This window comes from Cellulosimicrobium sp. NPDC057127, from assembly GCF_042670945.1.
Taxonomy (GTDB): Bacteria; Actinomycetota; Actinomycetes; order Actinomycetales; family Cellulomonadaceae; genus Cellulosimicrobium.
In genome coordinates this window covers 217,020-234,888 of sequence record NZ_JBHUUP010000001.1, presented here as the reverse complement: position 1 = coordinate 234,888, position 17,869 = coordinate 217,020, and the positions used below count along the sequence as shown (strand labels likewise).

Genomic DNA, 17,869 nt, shown 5'->3' with positions numbered 1-17,869 from the left:
GCCGTCGCGGCCCGGCCGTCAGCCGCGCTCGTCGTGGTCGGTGCCCGGGTCGTCGTGGCGACGCTCCCGCTCGTCGTCCCGCCCGTCGTCGCGCAGGTCGTCGCGCAGGTCGTCGCCGTCGTCGTCCACGCGGGCGTGCTCGGCGGTGCGCTCCCGCTCCTCGATGACGTCCTGGCCCGGTCCGGCGAACGCGCGCGACCGCTGCTCGCCCTCCGCGCTCCCGCTGAAGAAGGCCGACTCCGCGGCCGCGGGCGCGGCCTCGTCCTCGGTGCCCGCGACCACGCGGGTCCGGACGGGACCGCCGGGCTCCGCCCCGGGCACGGCTCCCAGCACCGTCGTGAGGTCCTCGCTGGGCGTCGCGCCCGCACGCCCGGCCTTCCGGACCGTGCCGAGCACCACGGGCGCGTCGGCGCGTCGCGCGCCACGCTGCGCCGGCAGGCGGGGCGGCCGCGCGGGCGGCACGGGCAGCTCCTGACCGCCCTGCTCCGTCGGCTCCTCGACCGTGCCCGCGGCGGACGGACCGGGCTCCTCGGCGGGCCGTGCCTCGTGCTCGGGAGCGGTGCCCGCGTCGTCGGGCGTCGCCGAGCCGGCGCCCTCGAAGCGCGTGCGCGGCAGACCCCAGGGCGCCGCCCGCTGGACCCAGTCGACGAGGCCCTCGCGGACGTAGCACCGCAGGTCGAACAGCGTGGGCGCGTCGTGCGCGCTGACGAGCGCGCGCACGCGCACGAGCCCGCCGACGGCGTCCGTCACCTGGAGGATCCCGACCCGCTCGTCCCACAGCTCCGTGAGGCCGAGCAGGCGCTTGAGCTCCGTGCGCATCTCGCCGACCGGGACCTCGAAGTCGAGGTCGAGCTCGACGGTCCCGAGCAGGTCGGCCGCGCGCCGCGTCCAGTTCTGGAACGGGCTCGTCGTGAAGTACGTGGACGGCAGGATGAGACGACGGTCGTCCCACAGGTGCACCACGACGTAGGTCATGGTGATCTCCTCGATCCGTCCCCACTCGCCCTCGAGCACCACGACGTCGTCGACGCGGATCGCGTCCGTGAACGCGATCTGCATGCCGGCGAAGATGTTCGCGAGCGACGTCTGCGCCGCGAGGCCCGCGACGATCGAGATGAGCCCCGCGGACGCGAAGATGCTCGCCCCGGCGGCGCGCGCACCGGGGAACGTGAGGAGCACCGCGGCGACGGCGCACACCACGATGACGGCCACCGTGAGGCGGCGCAGCACGGTGATCTGCGTCCGAACGCGCCGCGCGTGCCGGTTGTCCGCCGTGTCGACGCGGTAGCGCTGGAGCGCCGAGTCCTCGAGGACGAACGCGAGCGCCCCCACCCACCAGGCCCCAACCCCGATCAGGGCGATGACGAGCAGGTGCTCGACGACCGGGACCCACGGGACCGACGGGTCCGTCGTGAGCCGCACCGCGACCCACACCGCGATCACCATGAGGACGGCCCGGTCCGGCTTGCGCAGGCGGCGCGAGAGGTCGCGGGCGAGCGCGCTGCGGTGGCCGACGCGGCGCACGACGGCGGACAGGACGCTGCCGAGCAGGAACGCGGCGACCAGCCCGGCGGCGACGGCGCCGAGCGTCACCAGGACGTCCGTGGCGTTCTCGATCTCGGGTTCCATCCCGTCAGGTTAGGCAGCGCGGTGGGGCGCCGCGCGCGCCGTCGGGTGCGAACAACGCCACACCGCTCGACCCGCCGCGCGACGAGCACGCCGCCGTGGCGCGCCCTACGGTGGGCCGCATGATCTCGTGGGACCTGGCGCTCGCCCTGTGTCACGCCGGGCTGCGGTGGGCGCCGGTGTCCGGCGACCGGTTCCGCCTCCTCGCGACCGGGCCGGGCGGCGACGTCTACACGGTGAGCGACATGACGATCGAGCCGCACGAGTTCGACACCGGGGTCGTCCTCGGCTTCAACGGCACCACGGAGTGGGCGCTCGACTCCGTCGCGCTCGAGGACGCGCTGTGGCACCCCCTCGAGGGGCAGCTGCGGGACCTGCTGGGCGGGACGTTCCGCGCCCTCGAGCGCACCGACGCCGGGTACGCGGTGCGCACGGAGCTGCTCGGGACCGAGCGCCGGTTCCCGGCCGCCGATCCCGCGGACGCCTACGCCCGCGCGCTGCTCGACCTCGTCACCGCGAGCGCCGACGACTGACTGCTGAGGGCTGACGGCGGCTCACGACGAGGTGTGCGTGGCCGCGAGACGCGAGGGACGGGCGGTCTTCACACGCCGCGCACCGGCCTCGCACGCGATTCGCGACGCATCCTCGCGGATTTCGGGCTGTCTGGACGTGCGTCTAGTTGAGGATTGAACAGCCGTCGGGGCCAGTGGTCCGCACCGCGACCCGCACCGTCGGCACCGTGGTGTGCGCGGCCCGACCGCTCCACCACGCCCCGCACGCCATCGTGGTCACCGCCCGCTCCCGGGCGATTCGCGCGCGTCCACAGCGGCCAGCCGGCCGCCGCGCCCGGCCACCGCCCCTCACGATCGGAACCTGCTCGCTTGTCTCTGCTGCTTCCCGACGCCCGCGCGACCCGCCGGCCGACCACCGGCGAGGAGTGCTGAACATGGGCCGTCACACCGCCTCCCGTCCTTCCGTCCTCACGGCGCTCGACGCCACGGCCCGCCTCGGTGCCGGGCTCGCGCACCGTGCCGCCGGGTCCCTGACCCGTCGATCGCTCGTCGGTGCGAGCGCCGCGGTCGCGGCCGTCGCGCTCACGGCGAGCACCGCCACCGCGACGTTGTTCGACGGCGCGCCCACCGCCCGGAGCGCGTCCTCCGCGGCCGCGAGCCCCGCGGCGACCGCCTTCGGCACCCCTGTCGTGACGGCCGACCCCGCCGTCGTCGACGCGGCCAGCGACGAGCTCGTCCGTGCCGACTTCCTCACGCGCGAGTCCTCCGCGGCCATCCCCGGCGACAAGGCCGCCCAGATCGATAAGGCGCGCGCCGCGCTGGAGACGGCGCTCGCGAACGCCAGGTCGTCCGCGGCCGCCACCCCGGCCGGCGGCACCGGCGCGGGGACGGACACCGGGGCGGGCACGACCGCGACCGACGCGGCACCGCAGGACGCCCCCGCGAAGGACGCCGCCGCGACGACCGACGAGGAGACGGCGCAGGCCCTGGCCTCCCGCGACGGCGACCGCGCGAGCCGTTCCACCGCACGGACCCCGCTCGACGAGCTCGCCGCGCCCCTCGAGGACGCGCCGACCCTCGCCGCGCCGCTCGTCGCCCTGTCGGCCGAGGACGCGGAGGCCGCCGAGGCGGCGTCCGCCCCGGCCGACGAGGACGGCGAGGCTCCCGCGGCCGACGGGTCGGCCGACTCCGCGGGAGACGCCGCGGAGGAGACCACGAGCGACGCCTCGGCCCCCGCCGGGGTCGCGCCCGCGCCGGAGGCCGAGGCGAACGACGAGAAGATCGCGGCCCTCACGACCGAGCTGCGCACGCTGCTCGACGCCTCCGAGGCCCAGATCGCCGTCGAGGCGGCCCCGCCGCCGCCCGCTCCCGAGGTCCCCGCCGCGGCCCCCGCACCGCCCTCGCCGGAGGAGATCGCGGCGCAGCTCGATGCGTGGGCCACGTCCACCGAAGGCTTCGGCAACGGGCAGATCCCGGCCGAGGCGCTGTGCGAGCTGTCGTTCGCGCCCGGCGAGCTGCTGCGCTGCGACGCCGACCACCAGATCGAGGCGCTCAACGCGAAGTACCGCGAGGCGTTCGGCACCGACCTCTCGGTGACGGACTCGTACCGCTCGTACGAGTCGCAGGTGGCGGTGAAGGCGTCCCGCGGGTACTTCGCCGCCGTGCCCGGCACGTCCAACCACGGGTGGGCCCTCGCGCTCGACCTCGGCGGCGGCGTCGAGGCCTACGGCACGGCGCAGTACGAGTGGATGCGTGCCAACGCCCCGGCCCTCGGCTGGGACAACCCGGAGTGGGCCCGCGCCGGGGGCTCGAAGAACGAGCCGTGGCACTGGGAGTTCGGCGACCTGTCCTGACCGACCGGCTCGGCGCAGGTCTCCCGCCCGGGCCCAGCACCGCACGACCACGCTCCGCGTCCACCCTCGGACGCGGGGCGCCGTCGTTCCCGGAGCGCGAGCCGGTGCGAGCACGCCGGGTCGGCCGCATCCTGGGAGCACCCCTGGACACGAGACCGGAGGACCTCCATGCCTGACCAGACCACCCCGCAGGACCCCACCACGCAGGAGCCGCGGCCGGAGCAGCCGGCGGACGACCTCCAGCCCCCGGGCACGACCGGCGAGATGTCGCAGGAGCCGGACCACGGCGAGTCGTCGTACGTCGGCTCGGGCCGGCTCGAGGGCAAGCGCGCACTCATCACGGGCGGCGACTCCGGCATCGGCCGGGCCGTCGCCATCGCGTTCGCGCGCGAGGGGGCCGACGTCGCGATCGGCTACCTGCCCGAGGAGGAGGCGGACGCCCGGACGACCGCGGACTGGGTCGAGAAGGCCGGCCGCCGCGCGGTCCTGCTCCCCGGCGACGTGCGCGACGAGTCGTTCTGCCGACAGCTCGTCGCGGACGCCGTCGACGGGCTCGGCGGCCTCGACGTGCTCGTCAACAACGCCGCGTACCAGATGGCGCAGGACGAGGGCCTGCGCGGCATCTCGACCGAGCAGCTCGACCGCGTGCTCAAGACGAACCTCTACGCGCTGTTCTGGATCACGAAGGCCGCGCTCGACCACCTGCCCCGCGGCGGCGCGATCATCAACACCACGTCGATCCAGGCGTCGGAGCCGAGCCCGCAGCTGCTCGACTACGCGACGACGAAGGCCGCGATCCTCAACTTCACGCGCGGCCTGGCCCAGCAGCTCGCCGAGGAGGGCATCCGCGTCAACGCCGTGGCGCCCGGCCCGGTCTGGACGCCGCTCATCCCGGCGACCATGCCGGAGGGCAAGGTCGAGCAGTTCGGTGGCGACACGCCGCTCGGCCGTCCCGGCCAGCCCGCCGAGCTCGCGCCCGCCTACGTGTTCTTCGCGTCGCAGGAGTCGAGCTACATCTCCGGCGACCACCTGGCCGTCACCGGCGGCAAGCTGTTCTGAGCCGCCGCACGACCAGCGCGACGGCCGGCCCGGTGCTCCCGGGCCGGCCGTCCGCGCGTCGGGCGTGCGCGGGGCGACGCGTCGAGCCCGCTACGCGGTCAGGGCCTGCGCGATGAGCAGCATCGTCACGAGGAAGCCCGTGACGAGGTTGAGCCACAGGAACGTCCGCCAGCCCGCGTTCGCGCGCTCGCAGTCGGCGTCCGTCACCCCGCGGAACCGCAGGACGTTCGCCGCGTACGGGAGCGGGAGCAGCGCCGCGAGGACCCCCGGCCAGGGCAGCACGGCGAGCGCCGCGGCGGCGGCGACGTAGGCGCCCGCCGCGGCGAGCACCGTGGCCCGCGCCCCGATCACGGTCGCCACCGAGCCGATCCCCGCCTCGCGGTCGGCACGCACGTCCTGCACCGCTCCGAACGCGTGCGACGCCATGCCCCACAGCACGAACCCGACGAGCACCGGCCACACCGTGCGCGCCGCGAGGTCGGCGTCCACGAGCACGAGCGCGTAGAGCAGCGGCCCGGCGAAGTGCATCGCCGAGGTGAACGAGTCGAGGAACGGCCGCTCCTTGAACCGCAGCACGGGCGCGGAGTAGGCCACCACGAGGAGGACGACGACGAGCAGCGTCACCGCGGCCCACGCGTCGCCGAGCGCGAGCAGCCACACGAGGAACGGCACGTTCGTGACGACGCACGCCCACAGGATGCGCCGGTGCGTCGCGCGCGCCGTGGCCGGGTCCGCGAGCGCCCCCTCGATCCCGCCCTTGCGGGGGTTGCGCAGGTCGCTCTCGTAGTCGAAGACGTCGTTGACCCCGTACATGAGCAGGTTGTACGGGACGAGGAAGTACAGGGTGCCGACGACGAGTGCGACGTCCACGCGCCCACCGGTGGCGACGAGGTAGCCGGCCGCGAACGGGTAGGCGGTGTTGATCCAGGAGAACGGCCGCGAGGCGGCGAGGACGTCCCTCACGGCGCCCCCGCAGCGTCGGGGGCACGACGACGCCCCAGGACCTCCCACAGCGCCGGCACCGCGAGCGCGGCGACCACCGGGTAGGCGAAGTCCTCGAGCGGGGCGCCCCAGACGTACACGCCGAGGATGCGGTCGGGGTGGTAGACGTACAGGCCGACGGCGATCATGAGCGTGTCGAAGACGAGCGTCAGCACGAGCAGCAGCACGGTCGTCCAGACGAGGCCGCTCGGGCGCAGTCGGCGCAGGACGCGCCAGGAGACGCCGACGACGAGCGCGATGACGACGACGTTCAGCACGATGTTGGTCACGGGCGCGCCTCCCCCGGGCCGGTGTCGCGCGGCGCGCCCGGTCCGGCACCGGTCGTGCCCGCCCGTGCGGCGGCGCGCCGGCGCGCGACACGGTCGAACCAGCGCCAGGCGACGAGCGCGTTGTAGCACAGCAGCGTGAGGAACACCGCCTCCTCGACGGGCAGCTCCGGCGCGAGCAGGAGGCCCGTCATGTACGGCGCCTCGCCGCGCGAGAAGATCCCGAGCCCGATGCCCACGAGGTCCCAGACGAGGAAGCCGACGACGGCGATCCCGACGGTGAGGACCGTGCGTCGCCGGTCGGCCCAGAACGCGAGGCGGAACCGTCGGTCCAGGAGCGCGATGCCGGTGATCGCGCCCAGCAGGGCGGCGAGGTAGAGCAGCCCGGTCATCGGCCGCTCACCGGCGCACCGCCGCCGCGGTCGTGCCGAGCCGCTCGGGACGACGGCTCGCCGCGAGGTACCCGGGCCGCAGCGGGGCGGGCAGGGGGCGCGCGGACGTCTCGCCGAGCAGCCGCTTGGCGACGAGCTCGGCGCTGATCAGGCACATCGGCAGTCCCACGCCCGGGATCGTGCCAGACCCGGCGTGGTACAGCCCGTCGACGCGCGGCGACACCACGCCCGGGCGCCAGAGCGCCGACTGCCGCAGCGTGTGCTCCATGCCGAGCGCACCGCCGCGCCACGCCGACATCTCCGTCGCGAAGTGGGCCGGGCCGAGCACCCGCCGCGTGACGACGCGTCCGGGGAGGTCGTCGATCCCCGCCCACGCGCCGACCTGCGCGAGGTAGCCGTCGGCAAGACCTTCCAGGGCGCGCTGCGACGGCTCGTCCGCGCCGAGCGCCGGGTCGGCCGGGAACGGCACGAGGACGAACAGGTTCTCGTGCCCGGGCGGCGCCGCGGGGGCGGCCGACGACGGCCCGTCCGTCGCGGTGGTCCGCGACACGTAGAGGGACGCGGGCTCGGGCACGTGGAGCTCGCGCACGTCGCTCGCCGGGCCGGAGCCGAGGATCGCGTCGAAGTTGCGCGGCCAGTCCCGTGTGAAGAACAGCGAGTGGTGCGCCAGCTCGGGCAGCTCGCCGCGCACGCCTGCGAGCACGAGCAGCGCGGACACCCCGGGGCCGTGCGCGTCCCACCACGCCTGCGGCCGGGTCGACCACCGCGGGTCGAGCAGGCGCGTCTCGGTGTGGTGCAGGTCCGTCGCCGAGACCACGAGGTCCGCGGCCAGCACCTCGCCCGAGGCGAGCCGCACGCCGGTCGCGCGTCCGCGGCGTCGGGCGCCGGGCTCGACCTCGATCGCCTCGACCTCGACGCCGGTGCGGACGTCCACGCCCTCGGCGCGCGCGAGGCGCTCGATGGCCTCGATGACCGTGTACATGCCGCCGCGCGGGTAGAACACGCCGTCGACGAGGTCGAGGTGGCTCATGAGGGAGTACAGCGCCGGCGCGCGGTACGGCGACGAGCCGAGGAAGACCGCGTGGTAGCCGAGCACCTGACGCAGGCGCTCGTCGTCGACCGTGCTCGCGGTGTGCTCGGCGAGGGAGCGGGTCAGCAGGCGTGCGAGCCGCGGCAGCCGGCGCAGCACCTCGGGCGCGAGCGCACGGTCGGGGCGCTCGAACGTCGTGTAGAGGAAGTGCTCGAGCGCGAGGCGGTACGCCTCGCTCGAGGCGTCGGCGTAGGCGCCCATGCGGGCCCCCGCCCCGCGCTCGAGGGCGTCGAACGCGGCCGAGGTCGCGGCGCGGTCCGGCGTCACCTCGAGCGTCGGCGCCCCGATCCCCGCCTCGCCCGGCGCGACCCCGCCGTCCGGCTCCAAGGAACCGCCCGGCTCGAAGAAGACGCGGTACGCCGGGTCGAGCCGCACGAGGTCGACGTGGTCCTCGACGCGCTCGCCGAGCAGAGCGAAGTAGTGCTCGAACACCTCGGGCATGAAGTACCACGACGGGCCCGTGTCGAAGCGGAAGCCGTCCACCTCGAGCGTCCCCGCCCGGCCGCCCACGGCGTCGTGCCGCTCGAGGAGGGTGACGCGGGCACCGCCGCGCGCGAGCAGGGCCGCCGTCGCGAGGCCGGCGATCCCGCCGCCGACCACGGCGACCCGCGGCGCCCTCACGCGAGGACCCGGGTGCGCCCGGCGGTCCGGGCGCGCCCGGCCGCGACCTCGCCGATCAGCTGCGTGCTCGCCGCGCGCGCCGCGAGCGCGACCTTCACGGTGTCCGGCACGCGCACGCGCGTCCGCAGGATCTCGTCGGGCGGCGTCGCGTGGAGGCGTGCGAGCAGCCGCTCGTACACCGCGACCGTGGCGGCGACGGCGATCCGCGCCCGGACGGGCAGGCCCGGCAGCGCGGCGCGCGCCGCCGCGAGGTCGGCCTCGACCTCCGCGCAGAACGCGTCGACGTCGCGCCGGCGCAGGCGGTCCGGCACCACGCCCGGCAGGTAGCGCCGGCCGAGCTCGGCGTAGTCGGTGCGCAGGTCGCGCAGGAAGTTGATCTTCTGGAACGCGGCGCCCAGCGCGCGGGCGCCGCGCTCGAGCGTCTCGTCGGCCGCGGTCAGCGGCTCCTCGGGCCGGCGGTCGGCGTTGAGGAAGACGGCGAGGCACATGAGGCCGACGACCTCGGCGGAGCCGTACACGTAGCGCTCGTAGCTCTCGCGGTCGTGCACCTGCACCGTGAGGTCGGTGCGCATGGACGCGAAGAACGGGTCCACCTCGCGGTGCCCGATGCCGCACCGCCGCGCCGTGCGCGCGAAGGAGTGCACGACGAGGTTGGTCGACCAGCCGCGCTCGAGCGCACGCGCCGTCTCGGCCTCGAGCTCGTCCAGGAGCTCACCCGCGCCGTCGCCGCGACGGGTGTCCACCACCTCGTCGGCGATGCGCACGAGGCCGTACACCGCGTCGATGCCGTCGCGCGTCGCGCGGTCGAGCAGCCGCGCACCGAGGCCGAACGACGTGGAGTACGACGCCAGCACCACGCGGCTCGTGCGCGCCGCCGTACGGTCGTACAGGTCCTGCTCGGCGCCCACGCCACCACCCCGTCCGGTCGTCGAGAACGCGCCGGCGCGCGTTCCTCAGCATGCTGAGGAACACATCGTCTCACGCGGCGGTGCAGATCACACGTCGGCGGGCACCTCGATGCGCCGGGGCCCTGTCTGCCACGCCTCCCACGCCGACGCGATGATCTCCGGCAGCCCGTTGGTCGCCCGCCAGCCGAGCACCTCGTTGATCCGGCGCGGGTCCCCCACGAGCTGCGGCGGGTCGCCGGCGCGGCGCGGGAACACCTCCGGCGTCACGTCCAGACCGCTCACGCGACCGATCTCGTCGATGACCTCGCGCACCGAGGAGCCCTCGCCCGTCCCGACGTTGAACACGTCGAAGGGGCGCTCGTCGGCGCCGAGGTAGTCGAGCGAGGCCAGGTGCGCCTGGGCGAGGTCGAGCACGTGGATGTAGTCGCGGATGCACGTGCCGTCGGGCGTCGGGTAGTCGTCGCCGAAGATCTTCGGCGACTCCCCGCGCTCGAGCCGGTCGAGCACCATCGGGACGAGGTTGAGGACGGCCGGGTCGCCCAGCTCGGGCCAGCCGGAGCCTGCGACGTTGAAGTACCGCAGCGCGACGAACCGCAGGCCCCAGGCGCGGGCGGCCGCGCGGCCGAGCCACTCGCCCACGAGCTTCGTCTCGCCGTACGGGTTGATGGGCTCGGCGTGCAGCTTCTCCTCGACCATCGAGACCGACGGCATCCCGTAGGTCGCCGCCGAGGAGGAGAACACGAGCCGGTCGACGCCCGCGGCCTGCATGGCGGTGACGAGGTTCGTGAACCCGCCGACGTTCTGCTGGTAGTACCAGGCCGGCTTCTCGACCGACTCGCCGACCTGCTTCCGGGCGGCGAAGTGCACGACGGCGCGGACCTGGTGCTCCGTCATCGCCCGCGTGAGGACGTCCACGGCCTCCGGCGCGGCGACGTCCACCTGGACGAGCCGCGCGTCGCCGACGCGCTCCGCCCGGCCGGTGCTGAGGTCGTCGACCACGACGACCTCCTCGCCCCGCTCCTGCAGCAGGCGCACCACGTGCGCCCCGATGTACCCCGCTCCGCCGGTCACCAGGATCGTCATGGCGCCAGCCTAGCGGGGAGCTCCCGGTGTCAGCGGTGCGCCGACGTCTCGGTGCTGCGCATGTCCGGCGGCTCGATCTGGAACGTGCAGTGGTCCACGTCGAAGTGCCCGCTCAGGCAGGTCCGCAGCCGGCGCAGCACCTGCGTGCCGTCGCCGCGGTCGAGCAGGCGCGGCTCGACCTCGACGTGCGCCGACAGCACCGGCACGCCGGACGTGATCGTCCAGGCATGCAGGTCGTGGACGCCGACGACGCCGGGCACACCCTCCATGTGCGCGCGCACCTCGGCGAGGTCGACACCGGCCGGGACGGCCTCGAGCAGGACGTGCACGACGTCGCGCAGCAGCAGCACCGCGCGCGGCAGGATCATCAGGCCCACCGCGACGGACGCGATCCCGTCCGCGCGCGGGAACCCGGCGGCGACGGCGACGCCCGCCGCGACGACGGCGACCGACCCGAGCAGGTCTCCCAGCACCTCGAGGTAGGCCCCGCGCACGTTGAGGCTCTCACCCTGCCCCGGGGCGAGGATCCGCAGGCCGACCACGTTCGCGACGAGCCCGACGACGGCGACCCCGATCATGATGCCCGCGTCGACGCCCGGGTCCGGCGACAGCGTCCGGCCGACGCCCTCGACGATCACCGTGACGGCGACGAACCCGAGGACCAGGGCGTTGGCCATGGCCGCGAGGATCTCGGCGCGCTGCCAGCCGAAGGTGCGCCGCGTCGTCGCCGGGCGCGCCGCGAGCCAGCCGGCCAGCAGCGCGAGCCCGATGCCCGAGGCGTCGGTGAGCATGTGGCCCGCGTCGGCGAGGAGCGCGAGCGACCCCGAGACGAGCGCGCCGACCACCTCGCCCACCATGACCGTCAGGGTGATCGCGAGCACGACGGCGAGGCGGCGACGGTGCGCGCCCGTCGCCGTGGCGTGGGCGTGGGCGGCGGACCCGTGGTGGTGGCCGGTCACGAGGCCTCCTCGTGCGGCACGGCTGCCAGCGCGACGTGCTCGGCGTCGGCGAGCAGGTGGGCGACCTCCGGTCGCAGGAGCCGGTACCAGGACGAGCGACCCTCGCGCCGCACGGCGACGACGCCCGCGTCGCGCAGCATCGTCAGGTGGGCGGAGACGGTGGACTGCGCGAGCCCGAGCTCGCGGGTCAGGTCGACCACGCGCCGCTCGGTGCCCGTGAGCAGGTGCACGAGGGCGAGGCGGCTGGGATCCGCCAGGGCGTGCAGGAGCCGCGCGACCGCGTCGTGGTCGTGCGCAGTGGCGCCGGCCCCGCGCATCGGCCGCTCATTCATCGTCATACAGCGATGTTATCGCCCGCCGTCGATGCGGGCGAGCCCTGCCGCGGCTCAGGCCCAGCCGAGCTCGTGCAACCGCTCGTCGTCGATGCCGAAGTGGTGGGCGATCTCGTGGACCACCGTGACCGCCACCTCCTCGACGACGTCCTCGCGCGTCTCGCAGAGGGCCAGGGTCGGGTTGCGGAAGATCGTGATCCGGTCGGGCAGGGACCCCGCCGCCCACATGTGGTCGCGCTCGGTGAGCGGCACGCCCTCGTAGATCCCGAGCAGCTCCGGGTCCTCCGGCGGCGCGTCGTCCTCCACGAGCACGACGACGTTGTCCATCTGCGCCGCGAGGTCGGCGGGCACGAGGTCCAGTCCGTCCCGGACCGCGTCCTCGAACTCCTCGCGCGACATCTCCACCACGGGTCCATCCTGCCCCGTCCCCGGGTCCGCACGGGCCCGGGCGCCGCCTGTACACTGGCCGACGTCCTCGAGCCCCCATCGTCTAGCGGCCTAGGACCCCGCCCTTTCACGGCGGTAGCACGGGTTCGAATCCCGTTGGGGGTACGCGGGATCGTCGCGGGACCGGGTCCTCACCAGCCGATTTACGGATCGGCTCGCCGGTACGGTACGATCCTCACGGTTCGAAAGCGGGTCGCCGAACGGCGGACGTGGAGAACAGCAAGGCCCTGTAGCGCAGTTGGTTAGCGCGCCGCCCTGTCACGGCGGAGGTCGCGGGTTCAAGTCCCGTCAGGGTCGCGCGAGGCGAGTGCCCGGAACGGTCGGCAACGACCGCCCGGGCTTTCGTGTCAGGGCTCTGTAGCTCAGTTGGTAGAGCGTTCGACTGAAAATCGAAAGGTCACCGGATCGACGCCGGTCGGAGCCACCGCGAGACCCCCACCCGGGCACCGGGTGGGGGTCTTCTCGTCGAGGACGGCCTCTCGCCCGCGCTCGCACGTGCCACGAGCCGCCCGGAGCAGCTCCGGGGACGGCCGCCGTGTCCGCCCGCCGGCGGCCCTGACCTGCCCGGAAGTTGCGGAGCCGGGTGGGTGCCGGTTGAGTTGGACGCATATCCACCGGCGAGAGGGTGAGCACATGAGCGACTGGATCGACGGGCGCATACCGCCCGAGGAGCAGAAGCCGACGGTCGGGCAGCTCGTCGAGCGCCTCTCCGAGCAGGCGACCAGGCTCGTCCGGTCCGAGATCGCGCTGGCCAAGGCCGAGCTCAAGGAGAAGGCCAAGCACGCCGGCGTCGGCGCCGGGCTCCTCGTCGTGGGCGCGGTGCTGGTCCTGTACGGCCTCGGCTTCCTCTTCGCCGCGGGGATGGAGGGGCTCGCGACCGTGATGCCCACGTGGCTCGCGGCTCTCATCGTGGGCCTCGTGCTGGTCCTGGTCGCCGGCGGGCTCGCGTTCGTGGGCGTCAAGCAGCTCCAGCGCGGCGTGCCGCCCACTCCCACCACCGCGGTGGACAGCATCAAGGAAGACGTCGAGACGATCAAGAAGGGGGTGCGCTCGTGAGCACCGCCCACACGCCACCGGCCCCGTCCCAGTCCCAGCTCGAGGACGAGATCGCGCGCACGCGCGCCGAGCTCGCGGGCACGGTCGACGAGCTCGCCACCCGGCTCGACCCGCGGGTGCAGGCCTCGCACGTCGCCCGGCAGGCGAAGCAGGCGGCGTCCGACACGGGCGCGCTCTTCTCGGGCGGCGGCATGCCCGAGTCCGACCCGGAGCGCTCGCGCAACGTGAAGGTGCTGCTGGGCGCCGCCGCCGCGGCAGTGGTCCTGGTCGTGACGGGGATCGTGCGCAAGCGCTCCTCCTGACCCGGCGCGGCGAAGCGCCGCCTGCCGAGCGCCCAGCGCCCCGGGCCGGCGCGCCCTGCCCGGGGTGACGCCGCGCGGTGCTCCGCGGACCGTCGTCGTGCTCCGCGGTCCGTCGTGATCGGTCTGCGTCGCGTGGAGGTGGGAGCGCTCCCTCGCCGCCCCGCGCCTCCTCCGGCGACCACCGCCGCACGCCGCCGCGAGACCGGTCGTCGTCCGTGACGACACGCTGGCGTGACAGCGTTCTTCCGGGCGCAGCAGACCCTTGCCCTCGCCCGGGCCGTGCTCTAGCGTTACCCGTGCCGTCAGCCCTTGTCGGCGCCCTCGGCAGGCTCGCTGGCCGCGCCCAGGAGCGCTCGCACCTCGGACTCGCGGTACCGGCGATGACCACCCAGCGTCCTGATCGACGAGAGCTTGCCGGCCTTCGCCCACCGGGTGACGGTCTTCGGATCGACCCGGAAGAGGCTGGCGACCTCGGCGGGCGTGAGCAAGACCTCGGACTCACCGTGCATGGACATCGGGCACCTCCTCCTGGTTCGCGCTGGTCCGGCGGATGCCCCGGATCACGACGACAGCACGATCGCAGTTCTGTCCATTGTCGCAGGATGCGGATTTGGGGCGACTTGACGGAGCGGTACCGGTGGGGTGAATTAGGCGGTCTATGGCCGGAAGGGTCGTATCGGCGGTCCTGCGGCATTCCGGCCGGCGGGGCGGTCGTGGAAGAGGTCCGGACCACGTCTCCTGAGTGGATGGAATAGGGCCCGAGCATGTACCGTTGGACCCTGAACAGACGAAACAACACCCCGGGGCCGCACGTCTGAGCACGTTGCCGCCCCGCTTCTACGTTGAGGGGGTCGGAGCCATGGGCCGCGGCCGTCAGAAGGCAAAGCAGACCAAGGTCGCTCGTGCGCTGAAGTACTACAGCCCCGAGACGAACTACAGGGCTCTCGAGCAGGAGCTCACCGGTCACAGCCACACGGATGTCGTGACGGACTCCCGCTTCGGCGCCGAGTCGCCGGACGACCTCGAGCGCTACGACCAGCGCTACAACGACTGGTCCGACGACCGCTGACGGTCGGTTCTCGCGCTCGCGCCCGCTGCGAGCCCTGATCCACCTCTGCTCCACGACGGCGTGACCGCCCGCAGGCGGTCGCGCCGTCGTCGTGCGTCCCGGTCCTCAGCCCCGGTAGTCCCCGACGAGCCGGACCGCGCCCGCCTGCACGCCCTTCGTCCCCGCGACGAGGTCGCCCGCGGCGAGACCCCGCAGCGCGTCCGGGTCGTACGACTCGACGGACCCGAGGACCCAGGCAGGCAGCCCGAGCGCCGCGCACCGCGCAAGCGCCGCGTCGACGCCGTCCGCACCGACGACCGCCACCATCCCGACACCGAGGTTGAGGGTGCTCTCCAGGTCGCCGCGCGGCACGCCGCCGAGGTCGCGCACGAGGCGGAAGACCGGCGGGACGTCCCAGCTCGCACGGTCCACCACACCGACGAGGCCGTCGGGAAGGACGCGTGCGAGGTTCGCGGCGAGGCCGCCGCCGGTGACGTGCGTGTACGCGTGGACCTGCGCGGCGTCGTCCGCGGCGAGCGCGAGGCAGTCGCTCGCGTAGACGCGCGTGGGCTCGAGGAGCTCCTCGCCGACCGTCCGCCCGAGCTCGTCGACATGACGCTCGAGGCCCCACCCGGCGTGCCGCAGCACGGCGCGCACGAGCGAGTAGCCGTTGGAGTGCAGGCCGGAGGACGCGAGGCCGAGGAGCACGTCGCCCTCGCGCACGCGGTCGGGACCGAGCAGCGCGTCGGCCTCGACCACGCCCGTGGCGGCGCCCGCGACGTCGTACTCGTCCTCGGCGAGCAGGCCCGGGTGCTCGGCCGTCTCGCCGCCGACGAGCGCCGTGCCCGCCACCTCGCAGGCCGCCGCGATACCGCGGACGACGCCCGCGATGCGCTCCGGCACGACCTTGCCGCAGGCGATGTAGTCGGTCATGAACAGCGGCTTCGCGCCGACGACGACGATGTCGTCGACGACCATGCCGACGAGGTCGAAGCCGATCGTGTCGTGCACGTCCATGGCCTGGGCGATCGCGACCTTCGTCCCGACGCCGTCGGTCGACGTGGCGAGCAGCGGGCGGCGGTAGCGCGTGAGCTCGGCGGCGTCGAAGAGGCCGGCGAAGCCACCCACACCCCCGAGCACCTGCGGGCCCTGCGTGCGCCGGACGGCGTCCTTCATGAGCTCGACCGCGCGGTCGCCGGCCTCGGTGTCGACGCCCGCGGCGGCGTAGGTCAGGCCGGCGGGGTCCTGCGGCGCGTCGGCAGTCACGGTCGGTTCTCCAGGGGTCGCGGTGTCGTCGATGAGGTGCGGGTCGCCAGCACAGCGGGTGCCACGCGGGCGGGAGTCACGGGTGCTGCAGCGCGCCGGCGCCGCCGGCGCTCACGGACAGCGAGCGCAGGCCGTCCTCGGGAGCGCCGAGCGGGAGCTCCGCCTGCTCCAGCAGGTGCTTGCCCAGCTGGTCGTCGGGCGGGAGCTCGATCGGGTACCGGCCCGTGAAACACGCGGCGCAGAGCTGGGACGCCGGCTGCTCGGTGGCCGCGATCATGCCCTCCGTCGAGATGTACCCGAGGGAGTCCGCCCCGAGGGACTGCCCGATCTCCTCGGGCGACAGGCCGTTGGCGATGAGCTCAGCGCGGGACGCGAAGTCGATGCCGTAGAAGCACGGCCACTTCACGGGCGGGGAGCTGATGCGCACGTGGACCTCCGCGGCGCCCGCCTCGCGCAGCATCCGGATGAGCGCCCGCTGGGTGTTGCCGCGCACGATGGAGTCGTCGACGACGACGAGGCGCTTGCCGCGGATGACCTCGCGCAGCGGGTTGAGCTTGAGCCGGATGCCGAGCTGGCGCAGCGTGTCCGACGGCTGGATGAACGTGCGGCCGACGTACGCGTTCTTGGTCAGGCCCTGCCCGAACGGGATGCCGGACTCCGCGGCGTAGCCCACAGCGGCCGGCGTCCCCGACTCGGGGACGGGGATCACGAGGTCGGCGTCGACGGGGTACTCGCGGGCCAGGCTCCGGCCCATCTCGACCCGCGCGGCGTGCACGGAGCGGCCGTTGATCGACGTGTCGGGGCGGGCGAGGTAGACGTACTCGAAGACGCAGCCCGCGCGCTCGGTCGGCGCGAAGCGCTGGGAGCGCAGGCCGTCGGCGTCGATCGCGATGAGCTCGCCCGGCTCGACCTCGCGCACGAACGACGCGCCGACGATGTCGAGGGCCGGCGTCTCGCTCGCGACGACCCAGCCGCGGTCCAGCCGCCCGAGCACCAGCGGTCGCACGCCCTGCGGGTCGCGCGCCGCGTACAGGGTGCGCTCGTCCATGAACACGAGGGAGAACGCGCCGCGCAGCCGCGGCAGCACCTCGAGCGCCGTGGCCTCGAGGGTGTGGTCGGCGTCGCCCGCGAACAGCGCGGTGACGAGCGCCGTGTCGGTCGTGTTGCCGCGCGCGAGCTCGCCGCGTCGCTGGCTGCCGTAGCGCTCGGCGACGAGGTTGACGAGCTCCGCGGAGTTCGTCAGGTTCCCGTTGTGGCCCAGCGCGACGGTCCCGGACGCGGTCGCGCCCAGCGTCGGCTGAGCGTTCTCCCACGTCACGCCACCGGTCGTGGAGTACCGGCAGTGGCCGACGGCGATGTGCCCGGTCAGCGCGTTGAGCGCCGTCTCGTCGAAGACCTGCGAGACGAGGCCCATGTCCTTGTAGACGAGGATCTGCTCGCCGTTGCTCGTCGCGATGCCGGCCGACTCCTGCCCGCGGTGCTGCAGGGCGTAGAGGCCGAAGTAGGCGAGCTTGGCGACCTCTTCACCGGGTGCCCAGACGCCGAAGACGCCGCAGGCGTCCTGCGGGCCTTTCTCGCCGGGCATGAGGTCGTGGTTGAGAAGTCCATCTCCGCGGGGGGCCACGTACCTCAGTGTCCCACAGGGGTCGGCGAGAGTGTCAGCGGCGGCCGCGCAGGCTCCGTCGGTCGGCGATCACGGCCCAGACGCCGGCGACGCCCGCGCCGAGCGCGGTGCAGGCGACGAGGATGACGGTGAAGTAGACCCCCGGCTTGAACACCGGGGCGGCGGCGGGTGACTGCAGCCACGCCCCGCCGACGCCGAGGCCGACGACGAGCCCGAGGAGGATGCCCACGGTGAAGAACGCGCGGTAGCGCGGCGCACGGCGCACGGTCGCCCGGTCGACGACGCCCTCGACGTCGACCTCGTCGGCCCGACCCGTCTCGGGCGTCCCGGGCGCGGAGGCCGCGTCGTCGGGCACGGAGGACTGCTCGCTGCTCACGGCACGACCCTACCCGCGCTCCCTGGGAGCGGGCCGGGACCGCGCGG

20 protein-coding genes and 3 tRNA genes are annotated in these 17,869 nt (G+C 74.4%); 9 read left to right on the top strand and 14 right to left on the bottom strand.

Translation table 11 applies throughout. The features are described from left to right. Positions 1 to 18: 18 nt before the first annotated feature. On the bottom strand, positions 19 to 1,629 hold the full coding sequence (locus ACFTZA_RS01020; RefSeq protein WP_378189786.1) for a mechanosensitive ion channel family protein: 1,611 nt from the start codon (positions 1,627 to 1,629) through the stop codon (positions 19 to 21). 119 nt (positions 1,630 to 1,748) lie between these two features. On the opposite strand from ACFTZA_RS01020, the gene ACFTZA_RS01015 reads away from it, so the two are divergent. The 3 genes from ACFTZA_RS01015 (at position 1,749) to ACFTZA_RS01005 (ending at position 5,050) form a co-directional block, all read left to right on the top strand. Beyond that, positions 1,749 to 2,159 carry a hypothetical protein gene (locus ACFTZA_RS01015; RefSeq protein ID WP_378189783.1) on the top strand — a complete coding sequence of 137 codons (411 nt, stop codon included), beginning with the start codon at positions 1,749 to 1,751 and terminating at the stop codon, positions 2,157 to 2,159. 413 nt (positions 2,160 to 2,572) lie between these two features. Then, a complete protein-coding gene (locus tag ACFTZA_RS01010) occupies positions 2,573 to 3,991 on the top strand; it encodes a D-alanyl-D-alanine carboxypeptidase family protein (protein ID WP_378189781.1) in 1,419 nt (472 codons plus the stop codon). A gap of 168 nt (positions 3,992 to 4,159) precedes the next feature. Beyond that, positions 4,160 to 5,050 carry an SDR family oxidoreductase gene (locus ACFTZA_RS01005; RefSeq protein ID WP_378189779.1) on the top strand — a complete coding sequence of 297 codons (891 nt, stop codon included), beginning with the start codon at positions 4,160 to 4,162 and terminating at the stop codon, positions 5,048 to 5,050. A gap of 90 nt (positions 5,051 to 5,140) precedes the next feature. Here ACFTZA_RS01005 and ACFTZA_RS01000 read toward each other — a convergent pair whose 3' ends face one another. The 9 genes from ACFTZA_RS01000 to ACFTZA_RS00960 form a co-directional block, all read right to left on the bottom strand. After that, positions 5,141 to 6,013: a prenyltransferase gene (locus ACFTZA_RS01000; RefSeq protein ID WP_378189777.1), complete on the bottom strand. Its 873-nt coding sequence runs from the start codon at positions 6,011 to 6,013 to the stop codon at positions 5,141 to 5,143. Continuing rightward, a complete protein-coding gene (locus ACFTZA_RS00995; RefSeq protein ID WP_378189775.1) occupies positions 6,010 to 6,321 on the bottom strand; it encodes a lycopene cyclase domain-containing protein in 312 nt (103 codons plus the stop codon). Before ACFTZA_RS00995 ends, ACFTZA_RS01000 begins: the two co-directional genes overlap by 4 nt. Beyond that, positions 6,318 to 6,710: a lycopene cyclase domain-containing protein gene (locus ACFTZA_RS00990; protein WP_378189773.1), complete on the bottom strand. Its 393-nt coding sequence runs from the start codon at positions 6,708 to 6,710 to the stop codon at positions 6,318 to 6,320. The genes ACFTZA_RS00995 and ACFTZA_RS00990 overlap by 4 nt, the downstream gene beginning before the upstream one ends. Before the next feature lie 7 nt (positions 6,711 to 6,717). After that, a complete protein-coding gene (crtI, locus tag ACFTZA_RS00985; protein WP_378189771.1) occupies positions 6,718 to 8,421 on the bottom strand; it encodes a phytoene desaturase family protein in 1,704 nt (567 codons plus the stop codon). Then, the gene (locus ACFTZA_RS00980) at positions 8,418 to 9,329 is read right to left on the bottom strand and encodes a phytoene/squalene synthase family protein (RefSeq protein WP_378189769.1); all 912 of its coding nucleotides are present in this window, start codon (positions 9,327 to 9,329) and stop codon (positions 8,418 to 8,420) included. The genes crtI and ACFTZA_RS00980 overlap by 4 nt, the downstream gene beginning before the upstream one ends. Positions 9,330 to 9,416: 87 nt before the next feature. Further along, positions 9,417 to 10,412 carry a UDP-glucose 4-epimerase GalE gene (gene galE / locus ACFTZA_RS00975; RefSeq protein ID WP_378189767.1) on the bottom strand — a complete coding sequence of 332 codons (996 nt, stop codon included), beginning with the start codon at positions 10,410 to 10,412 and terminating at the stop codon, positions 9,417 to 9,419. A 29-nt stretch (positions 10,413 to 10,441) separates the two neighbouring features. After that, a complete protein-coding gene (locus ACFTZA_RS00970; protein WP_378189765.1) occupies positions 10,442 to 11,371 on the bottom strand; it encodes a cation diffusion facilitator family transporter in 930 nt (309 codons plus the stop codon). After that, positions 11,368 to 11,709 carry an ArsR/SmtB family transcription factor gene (locus tag ACFTZA_RS00965; RefSeq protein ID WP_378189763.1) on the bottom strand — a complete coding sequence of 114 codons (342 nt, stop codon included), beginning with the start codon at positions 11,707 to 11,709 and terminating at the stop codon, positions 11,368 to 11,370. The genes ACFTZA_RS00970 and ACFTZA_RS00965 overlap by 4 nt, the downstream gene beginning before the upstream one ends. Positions 11,710 to 11,757: 48 nt before the next feature. Further along, positions 11,758 to 12,102, bottom strand: a complete 345-nt coding sequence (locus ACFTZA_RS00960) for a metallopeptidase family protein (protein ID WP_378190077.1) — start codon at positions 12,100 to 12,102, stop codon at positions 11,758 to 11,760. Between the two features lie 80 nt (positions 12,103 to 12,182). On the opposite strand from ACFTZA_RS00960, the gene ACFTZA_RS00955 reads away from it, so the two are divergent. The 5 genes from ACFTZA_RS00955 (at position 12,183) to ACFTZA_RS00935 (ending at position 13,508) form a co-directional block, all read left to right on the top strand. Beyond that, positions 12,183 to 12,255, top strand: a tRNA-Glu gene (locus ACFTZA_RS00955). A gap of 118 nt (positions 12,256 to 12,373) precedes the next feature. After that, positions 12,374 to 12,447: transfer RNA gene (locus tag ACFTZA_RS00950), tRNA-Asp, on the top strand. A gap of 54 nt (positions 12,448 to 12,501) precedes the next feature. Further along, positions 12,502 to 12,574, top strand: a tRNA-Phe gene (locus ACFTZA_RS00945). A 209-nt stretch (positions 12,575 to 12,783) separates the two neighbouring features. Then, the gene (locus tag ACFTZA_RS00940; protein ID WP_378189761.1) at positions 12,784 to 13,206 is read left to right on the top strand and encodes a phage holin family protein; all 423 of its coding nucleotides are present in this window, start codon (positions 12,784 to 12,786) and stop codon (positions 13,204 to 13,206) included. Further along, positions 13,203 to 13,508 (top strand): DUF3618 domain-containing protein, encoded by a 306-nt coding sequence (locus tag ACFTZA_RS00935; protein ID WP_378189759.1) that lies wholly within the window; start codon positions 13,203 to 13,205, stop codon positions 13,506 to 13,508. Before ACFTZA_RS00940 ends, ACFTZA_RS00935 begins: the two co-directional genes overlap by 4 nt. A gap of 302 nt (positions 13,509 to 13,810) precedes the next feature. Here ACFTZA_RS00935 and ACFTZA_RS00930 read toward each other — a convergent pair whose 3' ends face one another. Further along, complete coding sequence (locus ACFTZA_RS00930) at positions 13,811 to 14,023, bottom strand: BldC family transcriptional regulator (protein WP_075828910.1); 213 nt, start codon at positions 14,021 to 14,023, stop codon at positions 13,811 to 13,813. 344 nt (positions 14,024 to 14,367) lie between these two features. Between ACFTZA_RS00930 and ACFTZA_RS00925 the strand changes: the two genes are divergently transcribed. Then, positions 14,368 to 14,577, top strand: coding sequence for a DUF3073 domain-containing protein (locus ACFTZA_RS00925; RefSeq protein ID WP_378189756.1), 210 nt, complete (start codon positions 14,368 to 14,370; stop codon positions 14,575 to 14,577). 105 nt (positions 14,578 to 14,682) lie between these two features. Here the strand turns inward: ACFTZA_RS00925 and purM are convergent, their stop codons facing one another. From purM to ACFTZA_RS00910, 3 genes are all read right to left on the bottom strand, one after another. Further along, on the bottom strand, positions 14,683 to 15,822 hold the full coding sequence (gene purM, locus ACFTZA_RS00920; protein ID WP_378189754.1) for a phosphoribosylformylglycinamidine cyclo-ligase: 1,140 nt from the start codon (positions 15,820 to 15,822) through the stop codon (positions 14,683 to 14,685). Positions 15,823 to 15,898: 76 nt separating this feature from the next. Next, positions 15,899 to 17,446 (bottom strand): amidophosphoribosyltransferase, encoded by a 1,548-nt coding sequence (purF, locus tag ACFTZA_RS00915; protein WP_378189752.1) that lies wholly within the window; start codon positions 17,444 to 17,446, stop codon positions 15,899 to 15,901. A 34-nt stretch (positions 17,447 to 17,480) separates the two neighbouring features. Then, positions 17,481 to 17,822 carry a histidine kinase gene (locus ACFTZA_RS00910; RefSeq protein WP_378189749.1) on the bottom strand — a complete coding sequence of 114 codons (342 nt, stop codon included), beginning with the start codon at positions 17,820 to 17,822 and terminating at the stop codon, positions 17,481 to 17,483. Positions 17,823 to 17,869: the final 47 nt, after the last annotated feature.